The following is an 18055-nucleotide window of genomic DNA, read 5'->3' as shown; positions in this document are numbered from 1 at the left end:
GGAAAATTCTAATAAAACAACGATAAGCTGCTAAATCGCTGTAAAACAGTACACTCAAAACTGTGATCCTTGTCGTTTCCCCGACAAAGGGTTAGTTTTAACAGATCACACTTTCTGTTTGGTTCTGCATAGGGAGGGCGTAATGGCTCTGCAACAAGAAATTATTCAGGCGCTGGGCGCGAAACCTGCGATTAATGCCAATGAAGAGATCCGTCGTAGCGTTGATTTTTTGAAAGCTTACCTGTCCGCACACCCTTTCCTGAAGACGCTGGTACTGGGTATCAGCGGCGGTCAGGACTCCACTCTGGCCGGTAAACTAAGCCAGATGGCCATCACCGAGCTGCGTGACGAGACCGGTGACACCGCACTGCAATTTATTGCCGTACGTCTGCCGTATGGCGTGCAGGCCGACGAGCAGGACTGTCAGGATGCGATCGCCTTTATTCAGCCGGACCGTGTTCTTACCGTAAACATCAAAGGTTCGGTACTGGCAAGCGAGCAGGCCTTGCGTGAAGCCGGTATTGAACTGAGCGATTTTGTTCGTGGCAACGAGAAAGCCCGTGAGCGCATGAAAGCGCAGTACAGTATCGCAGGGATGACCAAAGGGGTCGTCGTCGGCACCGATCACGCCGCGGAAGCCATCACCGGTTTCTTCACCAAATACGGCGATGGCGGCACGGACATCAACCCCCTCTTCCGCCTGAACAAGCGTCAGGGTAAGCAACTGCTGGCGGCGTTGGGCTGCCCGGAGCACCTGTATAAGAAGGCGCCAACGGCAGACCTGGAAGACGATCGCCCTTCCCTGCCGGATGAAGCCGCGCTGGGTGTGACCTATGACAACATCGATGATTATCTGGAAGGCAAAACGCTCGACGAAGGTACCGCAAAAATTATTGAAGGCTGGTATCTGAAAACCGAGCACAAACGCCGTCCACCCATTACGGTGTTTGATGATTTCTGGAAAAAGTAAAAGCAAAACGGTAACTCAGTTTTGCAGGCCGGGTAAGGCGTAGCCGCCACCCGGCTCTTTTTTAACCACCAAACACCTGCTACACTGTATGCCTGAACAGTATATGGAGCAGTATGTGAGCAGGCGTCAATCCGCCCCGCGTCTTGAGTTTGAAGCGGCGGCTATCTACGAATATCCCGAGCATCTTCGCCCCTGGCTTGAGGCGCTGCCTAAACAGCCTGGCGTCTATTTCTTCCACGGCGACAGCGACACCATGCCGCTCTATATCGGCAAAAGCGTAAATATCCGCAGTCGGGTGATGTCGCACCTGCGTACGCCGGACGAAGCGTCGATGCTCAGACAGTCCCGGCGGATCACCTGGATCGAGACGGCAGGTGAACTGGGCGCGCTTCTGCTCGAAGCCCGGCTCATCAAGGAACAGCAGCCGCTGTTTAACAAACGCCTGCGCCGCAACCGCCAGCTGTGTTCCTTGCAGGTTAACGCGGGAAAACCGCAGGTCGTTTATGCCCGGGAAGTGGATTTTTCGCATGAACCGAATCTTTACGGTCTGTTTGCCAACAAACGTGCCGCACTGCAAACTCTGCAAACCCTTGCTGATGAATTACAGCTTTGTTACGGCCTGTTAGGGCTGGAAGCGACTACCCGCGGTCGCGCCTGTTTCCGCTCCGCGTTGAAACGCTGCGCCGGGGCGTGCTGTGGAAAAGAGAGCGTTGAAGAACATCATGCCCGGTTTATGGCTGGCCTGGCCTCAATCAGCGTCAACTGCTGGCCGTGGGAAGGCGCGGTGGCGTTGAAAGAGACCCGCGATGCGATGACGCACTATCACGTCATCCGCAACTGGCTCTGGCTTGGCGCGGTTGAAAGTCTGGATGACGCTGCCGCCCTGCTGCGCACACCTGCCGGGTTCGATCAGGATGGCTACAAAATTCTCTGTAAGCCGCTGTTAACCGGTAAATATGAGATAGTCATGCTCAATGACCCGGCAGCTAGGTAATTTCACTGAACAGCAGCGACCCCTTCGTTTCCAGTAGACGGAGGGTATGGCTGCCCTCTTGCCAGCTGGCGCCCTGATCGGCGGTCAGTAATTTATCGCCCAGTTGCCAGGCGCCGCTTAATACGAACGCCACGCCACCGCGTGATGCGAAGGTAGTGAACGTCCGGGTAGCAACGCGCACCTTTGCCTGGCAGTGCTCCCGTCGGGTCATGACATTGAAATCCATCGACATCTGCCCCTCCGTGAGCACGGCTTTCACCGACAAATCGCCCGCAAAGCCGTAAGGCTGATGGTGTTTCAGGGTATGGCAAAACGCCCTCCCCGCATCCAGCGTCACCTCGCCGCCTTCCAGCAGCGTAATCACCCGGTCAACGCCCGGAAACGCGGAGAATTCGCCGTTACTGGCGATGGAGGCGATGCTGGCCCGCCAGGAAAAATCCCGCGTCGCGGGAGGGAAACAGCAAATCTCACGCGTCTCGCCCGCGCCGTTACGCCAGAGACTGACGGGTATTTTACGGATATCAAAGAATTCCATGACCACTCCTGAAGGACGCACCGTGCGCCAGGGCATTTTCACAGACGTATTATCGGCAACGGTAAGGCCAGACCTTAGGCATGGGGCAAAAGAAAAACCGCCGGTCCTGTCCACAGCGTTTTCGCTTGTGTAGACAGGAGCCCGGCGGTCTTAAGAGAGTGAACCGATTATTCGGCTGGTGCAGGCATTTTACCTTCCGGCGCTGCACGTTCTGTCAGACGCTTCTCAAAATTGGCATTAAATTGCTTTTTCTGTTCCGGCGTCAGAATGTTGTAAATCTTGTTCTGGGTTTCCATGTGGGCCAGCATGCGCGCTTTATGCTGCTCGGCCATTTTGTCGATCTGCGCTTCTGCTTTTGCTTTGTCGAAGCTGTCGCTGGCAATGATGTCATGCATCGCGCGGCGCTCTTCCAGCGGAGGACGTTTCATCTGGTCACGCTGACTTTTCCTGATGTCGCGGATCTGCTGCTTCTGCGCATCGGTCAGGTTCAGATCTTTAAACATCATCATCTCATGATGCATACCCGGCTTGCCTTTATGATGCATCATCATTTTGCCTTCTGCCGGCGCGGCGGTAGTGGTCGCGGTATCGGCGGCGAACGCCATGCTGGTAGCGCCCAGAGCCAGGGTAGAGGCAACAAACAGTGCAGTTAATTTACGCATAATGTCTTTCCTTACTTTCAGTTATTCTTCGGCGCTATGCCGTGTTGACGAGATTAACTTTACGGGGTTTATCGTCAATTAGTCAGAGCAACGGTAAAACAATGAAAGTATAAAAAACACGTTTTCGCCAATTATGGAGAAATTAAGGAAAAAGCGTGGAGGGATGAAACAAAAATATTCAACAGGATGATTTTAAAGAGATTGTGGAGGAGTATAGCGAAGTGCCGTTTAATAATAAAGCAATTCTCCAGGAATATTCCGCAAACACTTCCAGAGCGCTTTTAACGTTAAGAAATTAATTCTTCGTTTCCCCTCCGGTCTGCGCGAGGGGAGACGATCAGGGCATTTTTTCCAGCATCAACCCGGCTCGTAAACCAAACGCGACTGACGGGTTAGGAAATAAAACATATTCCGTGGGGTTCTGTACCGCATAGCGCGTCTCACCATCTTCCGCCAGCAGGACGCCCTGGCGAAACGGCGTGAAGTTCAGCGTATGGGGCGCCATATGAAGCTGGAAAGCTTCACTTTGACGCGTGATCTGCTGTACGACCCGATAGCGCACGACGGGTTCCCGGGTGGGTTCCGGCGCAACCCCTGCGAGCAACGCCCGAAGCGCCTGATGCGTAGGGGCAAAACGCGTCAGGTCGTTTTGCCCGAACGGCAGCGCTTTTCCCAGCTCCAGCGTGCAGGACAGCGCGCCGAAATTCTCGCAGGTGAAGTGGGTAAACGTGCCGCCCGGCGTCTGGTGGAAAACCAGCGCTTCCAGTCCCGCGTCGCCAAGCCAGGTCAGAAACGCCTCATCCCACGGCTGATGGCGCTGCGGTAACACGCCAAAACGTACGTGGTACGAGGCGCGGATGGCGGTATGCAGATCGAGGTGCCAGCGCGTCTCCCCCGCCCCGGCAAAAAACGCCGTGACCACCTTCTCCAGCCATTGCGCACGTGTCGTTTCATCACTCTGTGGAAATTGCGCCCAGCGGCCACCAAACATTCGGTTGATGTCGCTCACGAGATACCGTTTGTTTTGCGCCAGCGCAGGCGGATTTCCCAGTGCCACCAGCAGACGGCAGTGCAGCGTGATCTCTGCGCGATAAAGCGCGCGCAGCAACAGATCGACAATCTCCACGGGCGCGGTTTCATTCCCGTGAATGCCGGTAGAAAGCAGCAGCGACAGGTTATATTGCCCCGTCGGCGTCAGTTCAAGCACGCCCGGCCCCAGCCATCGCCAGTGGAACGAGGGGCCTTCCCCCTCGTGCCGCTCCGGTGTCTCTTCAGCCAGCGTCAGCGCCAGAAAGTTTTCCATATCGTCTCCTTAGCGCTGGAACGGATAAACCGCTCCCAGTTGCAGGATGGTCGATAATGCATCCAGCGCCTCGCGGCCTTCGCGCAGCAGCTGCGGATCAACCAGATCGGCCTGAACCAGACGGTCACGATAGTAGCGGTCCACCCAGTCATTGAGGGTATTGAACAGCGTGTCGTTCATCATCACCGCCGGATTCACGGCCTGCATTTCCTCCGGCGTTAACACCACGCGCAGTCGCAGGCACGCCGGTCCCCCGCCGTTGGCCATACTTTCCCGCAGATCAAACACGCGCAGTTCATCAATCGGGTTATCCGCCTGCACCAGTTCGCTGAGATAGCGCCAGACGCCCTGATGGTTGCGGGACTCCTGCGGCAGCACCAGCATCATGCTGCCGTCATCCCGGCTCAGCAGCTGGCTGTTGAACAGATACGTTTCGACCGCATCCTGCACGCTTACCGCCTGCGTGGGCACCTGAATCGGCATAAATCCCGGCACGCGTTCGCGCAGCGTGGCCAGCAACTTTTCCTGATGGGCAAACGCCTGCTCGTGGCAGAACAGCACCTGACGGTTGGAAACGGCAATCACGTCGTTATGAAAAACGCCCTGGTCGATCACCTGCGGATTTTGCTGGGCAAAAATCACCTGAGTAGGATTAACCTGGTTCAGCCGTGCAACCGCCTGGCTTGCGGCTAAGGTTTGTCTCGCCGGATAACGAACCGGCGCGGCGTGGCCGCCCTCTTCCCGTCCATAGATAAACAGCTGCAAACCCGGATCGCCGTAATCGCCACCCAGACGGTTGTGGTTTGCCGCCCCTTCGTCGCCAAACATCGCGACCTGCGGCAGCGCCGAATGCACCTCAAAATGCGCATCATGATTAAAAATGGCGCGCAGCACGCGCCCGGTGGTCTCCGCTTCGCTGGCGCGGTGGAATTTGTTGTTCAGGTTAGCGACAGTCAGATGCACTTTGCCGTCCAGCGTATCCGCCGACGGCGCGACGGTGGCGGCATTCGCTACCCACATTGAAGAGGCTGAACTGGCCGCGGAAAGCAGCTGTGGGGACTGCGTACCGGCTTTTTCAACCACCTGTTCATCCGTACCGCTGAAGCCCAGCTGGCGCAGCACGGCCACGTTCGGCCGCTCCTGCGGCGGGATCACCGCCTGCGGGAAACCGGCATCGGACAGCGCCTTCATTTTCAATAGCCCCTGCTTGGCCGCCAGCTTCGGGTTCGAGACCTGGAAACGGTGCTTCGTCGAAGCTTCATTGCCGAACGACAGCCCGGCATAGTGGTGCGTCAGCCCCACCAGTCCGTCAAAGTTAACCTCACGCGGTTTCATGGGCGTCACCCTCTGTAAAATCCAGCCCCGGATTCAACGTCTCCGGCAGCGTCAGCGCCGGGGTTTCCAGGCTTGCCATCGGCCACGCGCAGTAATCGGCGGCATACCAGGCGCTGGCGCGATGGTTGCCCGATGCCCCTACGCCACCAAACGGCGCGGTGCTCGCCGCGCCGGTCAGCGGTTTGTTCCAGTTCACGATCCCGGCGCGCGCTTCCAGCAGCAGCTGGTCGAATTTCTCGCGATGCGGGGATATCAGGCCGCTCGACAGGCCGTAGCGGGTGTTGTTGGCCATCTCGATCGCCGATGCAAAATCGTCATAGCGCCAGACGCACAGCAGCGGGCCAAAGACCTCTTCATCCGGCACGTTGCTCGTCGCACTCATCTCAATAATCCCCGGCGTCAGCAGCGATGTGCCCGGCTGAACCAGCTTCGGCTCCAGCAGGGTTTTCGCCCCGCGCGCCACGTGCTCCTGCCACGCTTTCAGCACGTTCAGCGCCGCCTGCCCGGAGATCAGCCCGCCGATAAACGGCTGCGGCTCGGTATCCCATTTCGCGGGAACCAGACGCCCGCTCACCTCCACCAGACGCTTAAGAAACGCATCCCCCTGCGCGCCGCGTTTAACCAGCAGGCGGCGGGCGCAGGTGCAGCGCTGTCCGGCGGTAATGAATGCCGACTGAATGGTCAGGTGGACCGCAGCATCGATATCATCCGGATCTTCCACAATCAGCGGGTTGTTGCCACCCATCTCCAGCGCCAGAATTTTTTCCGGCTGCCCCGCCAGCTGACGATGCAGCTGATAACCCGTTCCGGCACTGCCGGTAAACAGCAGACCGTCAATGTCGCTCAGCGCACTCAGCGCCTGACCGGTTTCACGTCCGCCCTGCACCAGATTCAGCACGCCCGGCGGCAGCCCCGCCTGCTCCCAGAGTTTTACTACTGCTTCTCCGGTTAAGGGGGTTAACTCACTCGGCTTGAAGATGACGGTATTTCCCGCCAGCAGCGCAGGCACAATATGCCCGTTCGGCAGATGCCCGGGGAAGTTGTACGGGCCAAACACCGCCAACACCCCGTGCGGACGGTGGCGCAGCGTGGCGGCGCCGTCCGGCATCCCGGTATGCTGTTCACCGGTGCGGGCGTGGTACGCCTTCACCGATATACCGATTTTATTGATCATCGCCGTCACTTCGGTTGTTGCCTCCCAGCGCGGCTTGCTGGTTTCGCAGGCAATGATGCGGGTCAGCTCGACTTTATTGGCCTCCAGCAGCGCAGCAAATTTCTCAACCAGCGCCTGGCGCTCGGAGAATGGCCGTTTCGCCCATGCCGGAAACGCGCGGCGTGCAGCCTGGCAGGCCTGCTCAACCTGCCCGGCGCTGGCGTCGTTCCCCGACCAGAGTACCTCCTGGCCGACCGGGTTAGTTTTTGTCCGCGCGTCACCTTCGCCCGTTACCCAGTCACCGTTAATCCATAGAGTCATGCTGTTTTCTCCTCAGGGCAGAGCCGCACCAGGCGAACCGTGTCGCCAGCGTTACATTTCAGGGCATCCAGTTGCGCAGCCGTCAGTACCAGACGCTCGCATGTTGGGTTGGTTCGCACCAGCATGGCGCGGAAGTTGGCGTAATTCTCGTTCGAGACCAGGCAGGCTGGCCACTCGCCCGGCGCGGGCTGGCCTTCTGAAACCTCAACCAGGCGGCTTTTACGGATGGCGCGTACGCGGTCAATATCGCATTCCAGCGTTGGACCGCCGTCAAAGATGTCGACGTAATTGCGGTAGCGAAAACCCTCTTTCTCCAGCACTGCACGGGCCGGGGCGGTTTGCGGGTGAACTTCGCCGATCACCGCCTGCGCTTCCGGCGTTAAGAAATGGGTATAAATAGGATGCTTCGGCATTAACTCGGCGATAAACGCCTTCTGACCGGTACCGCACAGGTAATCCGCCCGGCTAAATTCCATGGAGAAGAAGCGTTCGCCCAGGCTCTCCCAGAACGGCGAGTAGCCCGTCTCATCAATTACGCCGCGCATCTCCGCGACCACTTTTTCGTTGAAGCGGTCGCGAAAGGCGGCCATAAACATGAAGCGCGATTTGGAGAGCAGATAACCGTTACCCTCTTTGCGCCAGTCCGGATCGAGAAACAGGGTGCAGAGTTCGCTGGCGCCGGTATGGTCATTACAGAGAAAAAGCGTCGGCAGCGCGTTGTAGACGTTCAGCTCTTTCGAGGCGTGGACCATCGTGCCGACGCGGTAGTTGTACCACGGATCGTTAAGCCCGACGGCCACCTCGATGGCGCAAATCCCCGCCACGGTTCCCGTGTCGGTCTCTTCCAGCACGAACACATAGCCCTGTTCGCTTTTTGGCAACGTCCCCTGCCAGGTTTGCAGGGCGCGCTCAATGCGCGCCGACAGCGTTTTTTCATCGGCAGGCAGCGAGGTCAGCCCGCCCCCTGTCTTACCGGCAAGCTGCATAAGCCCGGCGAGATCGCCGTGCGCAACGGGACGGATGACCATCATGATGACACCCCGGACTTCACCTGTTCGCAGGCCAGCGCAAAACGATCTAACCCGGTTCTGACCTCTTCCTCACTGACGATCAGCGCAGGGGCAAACCGCACCACGTTAGCGCCGGCAATCAACACCATCACGCCCTGCTTTGCCGCTTCCTGTGAAATCAGCTTCGCTTTGCCAGCAAACTCAGGGGCAAGCTCACAACCTATCAACAGCCCCAGACCGCGGATCTCTTTGAACATGCCGGTCTGGTTATTGATGGCGGTAAGACGCTCAACAAACCACTGGTGACGCTGCTTCACGCCGCTAAGCACCTCAGGAGTGTTGATGATATCCAGCACCTGTCCGGCGACAGCGGTTGCCAGCGGGTTACCGCCGTAAGTGGTGCCATGGGTGCCCACGGTCATCACGCTGGCGAATGTATCGGTGGTCAGCATCGCCCCCACCGGGAAGCCGCCGCCGAGCGCTTTAGCTGTTGAGAGCACATCCGGGGTCACGCCATAGTGCATGTAGGCGTACAGCTCACCCGTACGGCCCACGCCGGTCTGGACTTCGTCAAAAATCAGGACCGCGTTATGCCGATCGCACAGCTCGCGCAGCCCTTGCAGGAACGCTTTCTGGGCGGGCATGACGCCGCCTTCCCCCTGCATGGGCTCGACAATCACCGCACAGGTGGTGTCGTCAATCAGCTCGCTGGCAGAGTGTAAATCGTTATACGCCGCATGACGGATATCCGGCGGCAGCGGCGCAAAATCCTGAGAATATGAGGGCTGACCACCCGCACTGACGGTAAACAGCGTGCGGCCATGGAAGGCATTTTTAAAGGCTACGATGCCGCTCTTGTGCGGGCCGAATTTATCGTGCGCATATTTGCGCGCCAGCTTCAGCGCCGCTTCGTTCGCTTCCGCGCCGGAGTTACAGAAAAAGACTTTTTCTGCGAAAGTGGCGTCGATCAGCTTCTTCGCCAGACGCAACGCCGGTTCGTTGGTATAACCGTTGCCGGTATGCCAGAATTTCGCCGCCTGATCATTCAGCGCCTGCCGCAGCGCCGGGTTTGCATGCCCCAGCGCATTCACCGCAATCCCACCCGCAAAGTCGATATACTCTTTGCCCTGCTGATCCCACAGGCGAGAGCCTTCCCCACGTACCGGAATAAAAGCCGCCGGAGCGTATACCGGCATCATCCATTCATCAAAATTTTCACGCGTAACTGACAGAGACATAGCGACCTCATCCGGTAAATAAAAGGTTGTTTAAATGTTAAATAATTGAGTGTTTGCACTGTGAATGTAGATTGCAGCGTTCGTGCCAGCCAGCGATAAAAATGCATAAACGGATTTGGGTAACAGAATATCAATGAGTTACAATATGGAGTTATTCACTATTAATGCATAAATAGTGAATATTTTTACAGCAAGCGGCGCTTTGCCGCACGAAAACAAGAAAGAGTATGCACATGCCAAATATAATTCTGGAATTGTGATCGCTCGCGAAATTTATCGGCCCTTTACGCCCTGTTCGAGGGCAAAACGCGTCGAAATGGTGCAAATATTGCACCGTCGGCATTATCTGTCGCAGTAATTGGGCGAAGCGGATAACAGACGACGTAAATTCTGCTACCATCCTTGCACTATTCACCTTGCATTGGCAGCGACTATGAAATTTGTCTCTTTTAATATCAACGGCCTGCGTGCCCGCCCTCACCAGCTCGAAGCGATTGTTGAGCAACATCAGCCAGATGTGATCGGCTTGCAGGAGACAAAAGTTCACGACGATATGTTCCCGCTCGAAGAGGTAGCGAAGCTGGGCTATAACGTTTTTTACCACGGTCAGAAAGGCCACTACGGCGTTGCGCTGCTGACCAAAGATACGCCGGTGTCGGTGCGTCGTGGCTTCCCGGGTGACGGTGAAGAAGCACAGCGTCGTCTCATCATGGCTGAGCTGCCTTCCCCGCTGGGTAACATCACTGTGATTAATGGTTACTTCCCGCAGGGTGAAAGCCGCGACCACCCGACCAAATTCCCGGCCAAAGCCAAATTTTATCAGGATCTGCAAAACTACCTTACGACCGAACTCAACAAAGATAATCCGGTGCTGATCATGGGGGATGTGAATATCAGCCCGACTGATCTGGACATTGGCATTGGCGAAGACAGCCGCAAGCGCTGGCTGCGCACCGGGAAATGTTCCTTCCTGCCGGAAGAGCGCGAGTGGATGCAGCGCTTGCTTGACTGGGGGCTGGTGGATACCTTCCGCACCGCTAACCCGGAGACGCAGGATCGCTTCTCGTGGTTTGACTACCGCTCTAAAGGCTTCGATGACAACCGGGGCCTGCGTATTGATCTGCTGCTGGCGAGCGCCCCCCTGGCCGAACGCTGCATCGAAACCGGTATCGACTATGATATTCGCAGCATGGAAAAACCGTCCGACCATGCGCCGGTATGGGCAACGTTCAAGCTGTAATCCTCAGTGAATATAAAAAAAATCAGTCTCCTGTGCGCCCTTCTGGGCGCATTTGTTTTAATCGTTGTTTTGCTTCCTCCGGGCATGCTCTCCCTCGACACGCTAAAAATACACCAGCAAACGTTGCTCGATCGTGTGGAGCAGGCGCCCCTTCAGAGCGCGCTGATCTATTTTGCGGTTTACGTTCTGGTCTCTGCGCTATCGATACCCGGGGCTGCGCTTCTGACGCTGCTCGGCGGGGCGATTTTCAGCCTGTGGGAGGCGATGCTGTTGGTGTCATTGGCCTCGACGCTCGGCGCCACGCTTGCCATGCTCGTCAGCCGTTATCTGCTGCGTGACTGGGTGCAACGGCGCTTTGCCGCACAGATGAACACGATCGATGTGGGGATGGTTCGCGATGGCGCGCGCTACCTTTTTGCCCTGCGCCTGATGCCGTTGTTTCCGTTCTTTCTGGTCAATTTGCTGATGGGGCTAACCCGTATCCAGGTGCGTCACTACTGGTGGGTCAGCCAGCTTGCGATGCTACCTGCCACTGTCATTTATCTGAACGCCGGACGCGAGCTGGGAAAACTCACCACGCTGCGCGATATTCTGTCGCCGGGACTGCTGTTCGCCTTTACACTATTAGGGTTATTACCGCTGGTCACTCGCTAGCTGTTTTCCCGTTACATCCCTTCGATTAAAAAGTGAGGCATTATGCGCCGGGTGCGTTTTTGCGCGTTTCTGACGAGTCTGCTGCTGGCAACCTCTGCCTTCGCCGCAGAAAGCTGGCAATCCATTCAGCAACAGGCCACCGGGCAGACCGTCTGGTTTAACGCCTGGGGCGGTGACGAGGCCGTTAACCGCTACCTCGACTGGGTGAGCGGCGAGATGAAAACGCACTACGCCATTAACCTGAAGATCGTTCATCTGGCCGATGCCGCCGATGCGGTGAAGCGGATCCAGACGGAACAGGCCGCAGGACGCAGCAGTAACGGGTCGGTGGATCTACTCTGGGTAAACGGGGAAAACTTCCGCACGCTGAAGGAGGCAAACCTGCTGCTCACCGGCTGGGCGCAAACCCTGCCCAACTGGCGTTACGTCGATACCCGTAAACCGGTCACGGAAGATTTTGCCATCCCGACCGATGGGGCGGAATCCCCATGGGGCGGCGCGCAGTTAACCTTCATCGCCCGTAAAGCGAGTATGCCGATGCCTCCGGCAGATCCCCACGCGCTGCTGGCTTACGCTCAGCAGCACCCTGGCAAGGTGAGCTATCCGCGACCGCCGGATTTTACCGGCACGGCGTTTCTTGAACAGCTTCTGCTGGCATTGACCGCCCATCCGGAGGCGTTAAAAAACGCGCCGGACGGCACCTTTGCAGAGATCACCGCGCCGCTGTGGGACTATCTTGATACGCTGCATCCCCTGCTGTGGCGCGAAGGGAACGATTTTCCGCCATCGCCTGCGCGCATGGATACGCTGCTGGCCAGCGGCAGCCTGAACCTGTCGCTCACCTTTAACCCCGCCCACGCGCAGCAAAAGGTGGCGAGCGGTGAACTGCCTGCCGACAGCTACAGTTTCGGCTTTCTCAAAGGCATGATCGGCAACGTCCATTTTGTCGCAATCCCGGCAAATGCCAGTGCGAGCGCAGGGGCGAAAGTGGTGGCAAATTTCCTGCTGTCACCGCAGGCGCAGATCCGCAAAGCCGATCCTGCCGTCTGGGGTGACCCGAGCGTGCTGGATGGTGCCAAACTACCTGCGAAAGCGGCAAAACAGCTTCATGCCTTTACCCCTTCAGGCACGCCTGATGTGCTTCCCGAACCGCACGCCGCCTGGGTTAACGCCCTGGAGCAGGAATGGCTTCGCCGCTACGGAACCCGCTAAGCGGGCTGGTCTGGGCGGCAATGGCGGTCATTTATCTGCCACTGCTTCCCGCCAGCGGCATGCTGCTGGCCCCGGCGTTTTCTCTCAGTAACTGGGCGGCGCTGTTTGCCGACCCGCAGCTGCCGCAGGCGCTGGCCGCTACGCTGGTATCAACCCTCATCGCGACGCTGGGCTCACTGTTTATCGCCCTGAGCCTGCTTGCGCTTCTTTGGCCGGGTGATGGCTGGCAGCGCCTGAGCACCCGTCTGCCGTGGCTGTTAGCCGTGCCGCACATCGCCTTCGCCACCAGCGCGCTGCTGCTGTTTGCGGAAGGCGGTCAGTTTTACCGGATCTGTACGGTCTGTTCGCCGCAGCTTGACCGCTACGGTATCGGGCTTGGCCTGACGCTTGCGGTCAAAGAGAGCGCGTTCGTTCTGTGGGCAATCTACGCCGCGCTGCCTGAAAAGCGCCTCGCACAGCAGAAAATTGTCCTGCATACCTTCGGCTACGGACGAATGCAGGCGCTCAACTGGCTCGTCCTCCCGGCTATCGCCCCCGCGCTGGGCGCCGTGAAGCTGGCGGTGCTCGCCTGGTCGCTTTCCGTGGTGGATGTGGCGATCGTGCTCGGGCCGGGCAACCCACCTACGCTGGCGGTGCTGGCCTGGCAGTGGCTCACCCAGGGCGATGCGCAGCAGCAGACAAAAGGAACGTTGCTGTGTCTGGTGTTGCTCCTGCTGCTGGCCGCACTTGCCGCGGTGGGATACAGCCTCTGGACGGCTTGGCGGCGCGCCCAGCCTGACGTCTCGGGGGTACGTCGCGCTTCGCATACCGCGTTGCCCGCACGGACGCTGGGCGGGTTACTGCCGCTGTGCGGCGTACTCTGTGCGCTGGTTCTGCTGATGCTGGCACGCCGGGGCGACATCGGCCCCGTCAGCGACAGTCTTTCACTGGGACTGCTGTCCAGCCTGACAGCGCTGGCCATCCTCATGCTCTGGCTTGAGTGGGGACCCCAGCGCGGCGCGGTGTGGATCTGGCTGCCGCTTGCCCTCCCGGCGCTGCCCCTCGTGTCCGGGCAGTATGCCGTGGCGCTGTGGCTGGGCATCGACGGCCAGTACGCTGCGGTGCTCTGGAGCCATATGCTCTGGGTTCTCCCGTGGATGCTCCTGGTGCTGCAACCGGCCTGGCGCAGGCTCGATCCCCGGCTTATCCTCACCGCCAGAACGCTGGGCTGGCGACAGGCGAAAATTTTCTGGTTAGTGAAATGTCACCTGATGGTTCGTCCGGCCCTGCTGGCCTTTGCGACCGGCTTTTCCGTGAGCATGGCCCAGTACATGCCCACCCTCTGGCTGGGAGCGGGTCGTTTTACTACTCTGACGACGGAGGCGGTCGCCCTCAGCAGCGGCGGCAGCGTTCCGATCCTCGCCAGCCGGGCGCTGGGTCTGTTGCTGTTAACCAGCAGCGTATTTGCCCTTGCCGCGCTGCTCGCCCGGTTCGTGGGCCGTCACAGACAAGGATTACGTTAATGCTGAACGTGAAAAATCTCACCATTGCGCCACTCTTACGTGAGGTCAACTTCCGCGTCCCGGTAGGGGAGATTCTCACGCTGATGGGACCCTCCGGGAGCGGGAAATCGACCCTTTTCGCCTGGATGGTGGGGGCGCTATCCACTGATTTTAAGGCGCACGGCGAGCTGTGGCTGAACGATCGTCGCTGCGATATGCTCCCCGTGGAAACGCGCGGGATCGGCATTCTGTTTCAGGATGCCCTGCTGTTTGACGCCTTCAGCGTGGGGCAAAACCTGATGCTGGCGTTGCCGGCGCACATTGCCGGACGCGCGCGGCGCGACGCGGTAGAACAGGCTCTTGAATCTGCCGGGCTGGCAAACCTCTACGCCAGCGATCCGGCGACCCTTTCCGGCGGCGAGCGCGCCCGGGTCAGCCTGCTGCGCGCCCTTCTCGCCCAGCCGCAGGCATTGCTGCTCGACGAACCGTTCAGCCGACTGGATAAAACGCTCCGCGCCTCATTCCGGGCGTGGGTATTCGAAACCACTCGCCAGCGCAAGATCCCGGTGGTGCTGGTCACGCATGATGAGGAAGATATCCCGCCCGGCGGAGAGGTGTTTGAGATTTCTCGCTGGCAATAATGTGCTAACGCAATGTTTTTGGCTTCAGGAGAGACGACAATGCCACCTTCTTTTAATGACGTCAGGTTTTTCGATGAAACGTGTTTCTCAACTGACCGCGCTGGCTCTGATCTGCGGCCTCGCCTCACTCTCCTCCATGGCGGCTGATATGCCCCACTCCCTCACGCTGGACCAGCTCCAGGCGCAAAACGGCGCGGTAATTGATACGCGCATCAGTGCGTTCTATAACGGCTGGCCGCAGACGCTGCGCGGAACGTCCGGGCATGAACCCGCCGCGCTTAATCTCTCTGCAGGCTGGCTTGGGGCAATGAGCGATGAACAGCTCAGCGGCTGGGCAAAACAGCATCGGCTTACGCCCGACATGCCGGTTGCGCTCTATGGCAACGATGATGACAACAAGACCGTCAAAACGCGGCTGGAAAAAGCGGGTTTTACCCACGTTTCCATCCTGACCGATGCCCTGCAACAATCCGACCGTTTGCAACGTCTGGCACATTTTGAACAGCTGGTTTATCCGCAGTGGATCCACCTGTTGCAGCAGGGCAAACCCGTTACCGCCGCACCAGCCGGAGAGTGGAAGGTGATCGAGGCTGGCTGGGGTGCGCCGAAGCTTTATCTCCTGAGCCACATTCCCGGCGCGGGCTACATCGACACCAATGAAGTGGAAAGCGAACCGCTGTGGAATAAGGTCGCTGACGAAAAGTTGAAAGCGATGCTGGCGAAGCACGGGATCCGTCACGATACCACCGTCATTCTGTACGGTCGCGACGTATATGCCGCCGCGCGCGTGGCGCAGATCATGCTCTACGCGGGCGTGAAGGATGTGCGAATTCTGGACGGCGGCTGGAAGGCATGGTCAGATGCCAGCCTGCCCGTTGAGCGCGGAACGCCTGAGAACGTGAAGCCAGCCCCTGATTTTGGCGCGCCGATCCCGGGCCAGCCCCGGCTGATGGTGGATATGGAACAGGCCCGGGGAATGCTGCACCGTCAGGATGCATCCCTGGTGAGCATTCGTTCCTGGCCAGAGTTTATCGGTGAAACCAGCGGCTACAGTTATATCAAGCCAAAAGGTGACATTGCCGGTGCGCGCTGGGGCCATGCGGGTAGCGACGCGACCCACATGGAAGATTTCCACAATCCGGATGGCACCATGCGCAGCGCCGATGACATCGCTGCCATGTGGAAGACGTGGAATATCCTGCCGGAGCAGCACGTTGCGTTCTACTGCGGCACCGGCTGGCGCGCGTCTGAAGCCTTCATGTACGCCCGCGCCATGGGCTGGCAAAACGTTGCCGTCTACGACGGCGGCTGGTACGAATGGAGCAGCCATCCGCAGAACCCGGTCTCCACCGGGGAGCGTGGACCGGAGAGTACACGCTAGCGGGGGAGTGACCTCAGCGTCACGTAACCGCTCCAGATGCGCGTTGTGGTGGTCAGCCAGCACAACGCGCCAAACGCCCAGGCAAACAGCGTGAAGTGTGCCGGAAACAGGCAGCACAGCACAAACAGCGCGATGGTCTCCGTTCCTTCCGTTAATCCTCCAATGTAATAAAGCGACTTGTGCGCGTAGCCGGGGTTATCGATATTATGCTTCCCCGCCAGCGCGGCAAAGGCCAGGAAACTGCTGCCCGTCCCCATAAACGCGAACAGCAGCCAGGCGGCTGCGATCGCATTGTCAGCCGGAGCGGCCAGCGCGAAGCCAAACGGTACCAGCGCGTAAAACAGGAAGTCGAGGGCGATATCAAGAAATCCTCCCGCGTCCGTCAGGCCACGGCGACGCGCCAGCGCACCGTCCAGACCATCCAGCAGCCGGTTCAGCACAATGGCGACCAGCGCCGCCAGATACCAGCCCAACGCCAGAAACGGTAACGCCAGTACGCCAATCGCAAACCCGGCGAGCGTTAACCCATCAGGCGTAATAAACGGTTTATCCAGCGCGGCGGCCAGCTGATTTAACCCGGGCTTCAGCCGTGGATGCAGATGTTTATCCAGCATGCGGTTCACCTTTAAACGTGGCACACAGGCCCTGAGCCGGGATATCCAGCGCGGCGTTAAAGCGGGCGGAGAGGTTCTGAAAGGCAATCAGAGCCGTCATTTCGGTGATAGTCTCTTCGCTAAAGTGGCGCTTCAGCTGGTTTTTGATATTTTCATCCACCTGAGGCGGCGTGGCGGTGACCGCTTCCGCATAGGCCAGCGCCGCGCGCTCCTCTTCGCTGAACAGGATGGAATTTTGCCAGTCGTTGACGGCCTGCACTTTATCCAGCGCCCCGCTCCGCTCGGCCAGACGCAGGCTGTTGGCATCAATACAAAATGCGCAGTGGCAGATCTGCGAGACCCGCGTCATTAGTAACGAACGCAGAACCGGCGTCAAACGCGCCTTGCGCCGCTCCAGATAGCCGACAAATAGCGCTACCAGCCAGAAAAGACGCGGCATACGCCCCCACCAGCGCGTGGGGTTCAGCACCGCGCCGAAGTGTTTTTTCTGCATGGCAGCAATGGGCTTGAGGCTGACGGGAAGGGTTTCCATGGGCGCAACCCAGGCGGCTGTCTCTTTCACCTGATTCTCCTGATGACTGGACTCTTTGGCAGGGCACGATAATATGTCGTTTTTCGCTATTAATTATTGACGAACATGCTGAAAACACTCGATGTTGTTGCGGCTATCCTCGAAAAAGAGGGCAAGATCTTGCTGGCGCAGCGTCCCGAACATGCCGATCAGCCAGGAATGTGGGAATTTGCGGGCGGAAAGGTTGAAGCCGGTGAGACCCAGCAGGAAGCGCTGATCCGCGAACTACGCGAAGAGCTCGGCATTGAAGCCGTGCCCGCGCGGTATGTGGCAAGCCACCAGCGGGAAGTGTCGCAGCGGCTGATCCACCTCCACGCCTGGCACGTGCCGGAATTTAGCGGCGAGCTGAAGGCGCACTACCACTCGGCGCTGGTGTGGTGCACGCCAGAAGACGCGTTCACGTTTGATTTAGCCCCGGCGGATATACCGCTCCTGGAAGCGTTTATTCTTTTACGCGACGCCAGACCAGCGGGTTTGTACTGAGGGTGCGTTCATCACGCTGGCACTGCAACAGCACGCCATCCGCCCTGACCACTGCGCCTTCGGAATAGTTTTGATCCTGATAGATACAGCACTGATTACACGGCTGCGCACGCTGGCCGCCAGCGCTAAAAACCTCTGGCGGCACGTTAACTTCGACATCCGGGCGAATGCGATCAGCCTGTGCCCCGGCGGACACCATCAAACATAACGCGGCCATTGCGAAACGGTTCATAGACTTAATTTCCTTTGCATCGTTT

The 18055-nt window shown here is 58.5% G+C and carries 19 protein-coding genes; 9 read left to right on the top strand and 10 right to left on the bottom strand.

Translation table 11 applies throughout. The annotated features are described in order from the left end of the window. Nucleotides 1-142 precede the first annotated feature (142 nt). Both nadE and cho read left to right on the top strand, forming a co-directional pair. Nucleotides 143-970, top strand: a complete 828-nt coding sequence (gene nadE, locus HWQ15_RS17190) for an ammonia-dependent NAD(+) synthetase (RefSeq protein WP_022647817.1) — start codon at nucleotides 143-145, stop codon at nucleotides 968-970. Between the two features lie 115 nt (nucleotides 971-1085). Next, complete coding sequence (cho, locus tag HWQ15_RS17185) at nucleotides 1086-1964, top strand: excinuclease Cho (RefSeq protein ID WP_074129358.1); 879 nt, start codon at nucleotides 1086-1088, stop codon at nucleotides 1962-1964. Here cho and ves read toward each other — a convergent pair. The 7 genes from ves to HWQ15_RS17150 form a co-directional block, all read right to left on the bottom strand. After that, entirely contained in the window at nucleotides 1957-2499 is a 543-nt protein-coding gene (ves, locus tag HWQ15_RS17180; protein WP_063149526.1) for an environmental stress-induced protein Ves, read from the bottom strand. The two genes, cho and ves, sit on opposite strands and share 8 nt — an antisense overlap. 167 nt (nucleotides 2500-2666) lie before the next feature. Continuing rightward, entirely contained in the window at nucleotides 2667-3161 is a 495-nt protein-coding gene (gene spy / locus HWQ15_RS17175; protein ID WP_022647814.1) for an ATP-independent periplasmic protein-refolding chaperone Spy, read from the bottom strand. Between the two features lie 337 nt (nucleotides 3162-3498). Beyond that, the gene (gene astE, locus HWQ15_RS17170) at nucleotides 3499-4464 is read right to left on the bottom strand and encodes a succinylglutamate desuccinylase (protein ID WP_063149527.1); all 966 of its coding nucleotides are present in this window, start codon (nucleotides 4462-4464) and stop codon (nucleotides 3499-3501) included. Nucleotides 4465-4473: 9 nt separating this feature from the next. Beyond that, nucleotides 4474-5799 (bottom strand): N-succinylarginine dihydrolase, encoded by a 1326-nt coding sequence (astB, locus tag HWQ15_RS17165; protein ID WP_063149528.1) that lies wholly within the window; start codon nucleotides 5797-5799, stop codon nucleotides 4474-4476. Then, entirely contained in the window at nucleotides 5786-7273 is a 1488-nt protein-coding gene (gene astD / locus HWQ15_RS17160) for a succinylglutamate-semialdehyde dehydrogenase (RefSeq protein WP_063149529.1), read from the bottom strand. The genes astB and astD overlap by 14 nt, the downstream gene beginning before the upstream one ends. Next, the gene (astA, locus tag HWQ15_RS17155; protein ID WP_022647810.1) at nucleotides 7270-8304 is read right to left on the bottom strand and encodes an arginine N-succinyltransferase; all 1035 of its coding nucleotides are present in this window, start codon (nucleotides 8302-8304) and stop codon (nucleotides 7270-7272) included. Before astA ends, astD begins: the two co-directional genes overlap by 4 nt. Continuing rightward, nucleotides 8301-9521 carry an aspartate aminotransferase family protein gene (locus tag HWQ15_RS17150; protein ID WP_022647809.1) on the bottom strand — a complete coding sequence of 407 codons (1221 nt, stop codon included), beginning with the start codon at nucleotides 9519-9521 and terminating at the stop codon, nucleotides 8301-8303. Before HWQ15_RS17150 ends, astA begins: the two co-directional genes overlap by 4 nt. Before the next feature lie 433 nt (nucleotides 9522-9954). Here HWQ15_RS17150 and xthA point away from each other — a divergent pair, with 433 nt between their 5' ends. The 6 genes from xthA to HWQ15_RS17120 all read left to right on the top strand — a co-directional run bounded on the left by xthA (nucleotide 9955) and on the right by HWQ15_RS17120 (nucleotide 16130). Continuing rightward, nucleotides 9955-10761, top strand: coding sequence for an exodeoxyribonuclease III (gene xthA, locus HWQ15_RS17145; protein WP_023299900.1), 807 nt, complete (start codon nucleotides 9955-9957; stop codon nucleotides 10759-10761). Nucleotides 10762-10767: 6 nt separating this feature from the next. Then, complete coding sequence (locus tag HWQ15_RS17140) at nucleotides 10768-11415, top strand: TVP38/TMEM64 family protein (protein WP_063149531.1); 648 nt, start codon at nucleotides 10768-10770, stop codon at nucleotides 11413-11415. Nucleotides 11416-11457: 42 nt separating this feature from the next. Next, nucleotides 11458-12627, top strand: a complete 1170-nt coding sequence (locus HWQ15_RS17135) for an ABC transporter substrate-binding protein (RefSeq protein ID WP_074129355.1) — start codon at nucleotides 11458-11460, stop codon at nucleotides 12625-12627. Continuing rightward, nucleotides 12600-14129, top strand: coding sequence for a hypothetical protein (locus HWQ15_RS17130; RefSeq protein ID WP_063216004.1), 1530 nt, complete (start codon nucleotides 12600-12602; stop codon nucleotides 14127-14129). Before HWQ15_RS17135 ends, HWQ15_RS17130 begins: the two co-directional genes overlap by 28 nt. After that, nucleotides 14129-14749: an ATP-binding cassette domain-containing protein gene (locus tag HWQ15_RS17125; protein WP_063149533.1), complete on the top strand. Its 621-nt coding sequence runs from the start codon at nucleotides 14129-14131 to the stop codon at nucleotides 14747-14749. Before HWQ15_RS17130 ends, HWQ15_RS17125 begins: the two co-directional genes overlap by 1 nt. 73 nt (nucleotides 14750-14822) lie before the next feature. Continuing rightward, on the top strand, nucleotides 14823-16130 hold the full coding sequence (locus HWQ15_RS17120) for a rhodanese-like domain-containing protein (RefSeq protein WP_063149539.1): 1308 nt from the start codon (nucleotides 14823-14825) through the stop codon (nucleotides 16128-16130). On the opposite strand, the gene HWQ15_RS17115 is transcribed toward HWQ15_RS17120, so the two are convergent. Continuing rightward, complete coding sequence (locus tag HWQ15_RS17115) at nucleotides 16127-16744, bottom strand: CDP-alcohol phosphatidyltransferase family protein (RefSeq protein WP_032624407.1); 618 nt, start codon at nucleotides 16742-16744, stop codon at nucleotides 16127-16129. The two genes, HWQ15_RS17120 and HWQ15_RS17115, sit on opposite strands and share 4 nt — an antisense overlap. Further along, a complete protein-coding gene (locus tag HWQ15_RS17110; RefSeq protein WP_063149534.1) occupies nucleotides 16734-17306 on the bottom strand; it encodes a carboxymuconolactone decarboxylase family protein in 573 nt (190 codons plus the stop codon). The genes HWQ15_RS17115 and HWQ15_RS17110 overlap by 11 nt, the downstream gene beginning before the upstream one ends. 75 nt (nucleotides 17307-17381) lie before the next feature. Between HWQ15_RS17110 and HWQ15_RS17105 the strand changes: the two genes are divergently transcribed. Then, nucleotides 17382-17798 carry a pyrimidine (deoxy)nucleoside triphosphate diphosphatase gene (locus HWQ15_RS17105; RefSeq protein ID WP_063149535.1) on the top strand — a complete coding sequence of 139 codons (417 nt, stop codon included), beginning with the start codon at nucleotides 17382-17384 and terminating at the stop codon, nucleotides 17796-17798. On the opposite strand, the gene HWQ15_RS17100 is transcribed toward HWQ15_RS17105, so the two are convergent. Continuing rightward, a complete protein-coding gene (locus HWQ15_RS17100; protein ID WP_022647799.1) occupies nucleotides 17758-18030 on the bottom strand; it encodes a YnjH family protein in 273 nt (90 codons plus the stop codon). The two genes, HWQ15_RS17105 and HWQ15_RS17100, sit on opposite strands and share 41 nt — an antisense overlap. Nucleotides 18031-18055: the final 25 nt, after the last annotated feature.

Source organism: Enterobacter sp. DSM 30060, from assembly GCF_013375955.1.
In the GTDB taxonomy this organism is placed as follows: domain Bacteria; phylum Pseudomonadota; class Gammaproteobacteria; order Enterobacterales; family Enterobacteriaceae; genus Enterobacter; species Enterobacter intestinihominis.
Note: the sequence above shows the minus strand (reverse complement) of the source record. Positions and strands in the feature narration are given on the sequence as shown.

What these genes read in the sequence shown, in the direction of transcription:
- nadE (WP_022647817.1), top strand. Translation starts at nt 143, where the DNA reads ATGGCTCTGCAACAAGAAATTATTCAGGCGCTGGGCGCGAAACCTGCG.
- ves (WP_063149526.1), bottom strand. Translation starts at nt 2,499, where the DNA reads ATGGAATTCTTTGATATCCGTAAAATACCCGTCAGTCTCTGGCGTAAC.
- spy (WP_022647814.1), bottom strand. Translation starts at nt 3,161, where the DNA reads ATGCGTAAATTAACTGCACTGTTTGTTGCCTCTACCCTGGCTCTGGGC.
- astE (WP_063149527.1), bottom strand. Translation starts at nt 4,464, where the DNA reads ATGGAAAACTTTCTGGCGCTGACGCTGGCTGAAGAGACACCGGAGCGG.
- astB (WP_063149528.1), bottom strand. Translation starts at nt 5,799, where the DNA reads ATGAAACCGCGTGAGGTTAACTTTGACGGACTGGTGGGGCTGACGCAC.
- astD (WP_063149529.1), bottom strand. Translation starts at nt 7,273, where the DNA reads ATGACTCTATGGATTAACGGTGACTGGGTAACGGGCGAAGGTGACGCG.
- astA (WP_022647810.1), bottom strand. Translation starts at nt 8,304, where the DNA reads ATGATGGTCATCCGTCCCGTTGCGCACGGCGATCTCGCCGGGCTTATG.
- HWQ15_RS17150 (WP_022647809.1), bottom strand. Translation starts at nt 9,521, where the DNA reads ATGTCTCTGTCAGTTACGCGTGAAAATTTTGATGAATGGATGATGCCG.
- xthA (WP_023299900.1), top strand. Translation starts at nt 9,955, where the DNA reads ATGAAATTTGTCTCTTTTAATATCAACGGCCTGCGTGCCCGCCCTCAC.
- HWQ15_RS17135 (WP_074129355.1), top strand. Translation starts at nt 11,458, where the DNA reads ATGCGCCGGGTGCGTTTTTGCGCGTTTCTGACGAGTCTGCTGCTGGCA.
- HWQ15_RS17130 (WP_063216004.1), top strand. Translation starts at nt 12,600, where the DNA reads ATGGCTTCGCCGCTACGGAACCCGCTAAGCGGGCTGGTCTGGGCGGCA.
- HWQ15_RS17125 (WP_063149533.1), top strand. Translation starts at nt 14,129, where the DNA reads ATGCTGAACGTGAAAAATCTCACCATTGCGCCACTCTTACGTGAGGTC.
- HWQ15_RS17120 (WP_063149539.1), top strand. Translation starts at nt 14,823, where the DNA reads ATGAAACGTGTTTCTCAACTGACCGCGCTGGCTCTGATCTGCGGCCTC.
- HWQ15_RS17115 (WP_032624407.1), bottom strand. Translation starts at nt 16,744, where the DNA reads ATGCTGGATAAACATCTGCATCCACGGCTGAAGCCCGGGTTAAATCAG.
- HWQ15_RS17105 (WP_063149535.1), top strand. Translation starts at nt 17,382, where the DNA reads ATGCTGAAAACACTCGATGTTGTTGCGGCTATCCTCGAAAAAGAGGGC.
- HWQ15_RS17100 (WP_022647799.1), bottom strand. Translation starts at nt 18,030, where the DNA reads ATGAACCGTTTCGCAATGGCCGCGTTATGTTTGATGGTGTCCGCCGGG.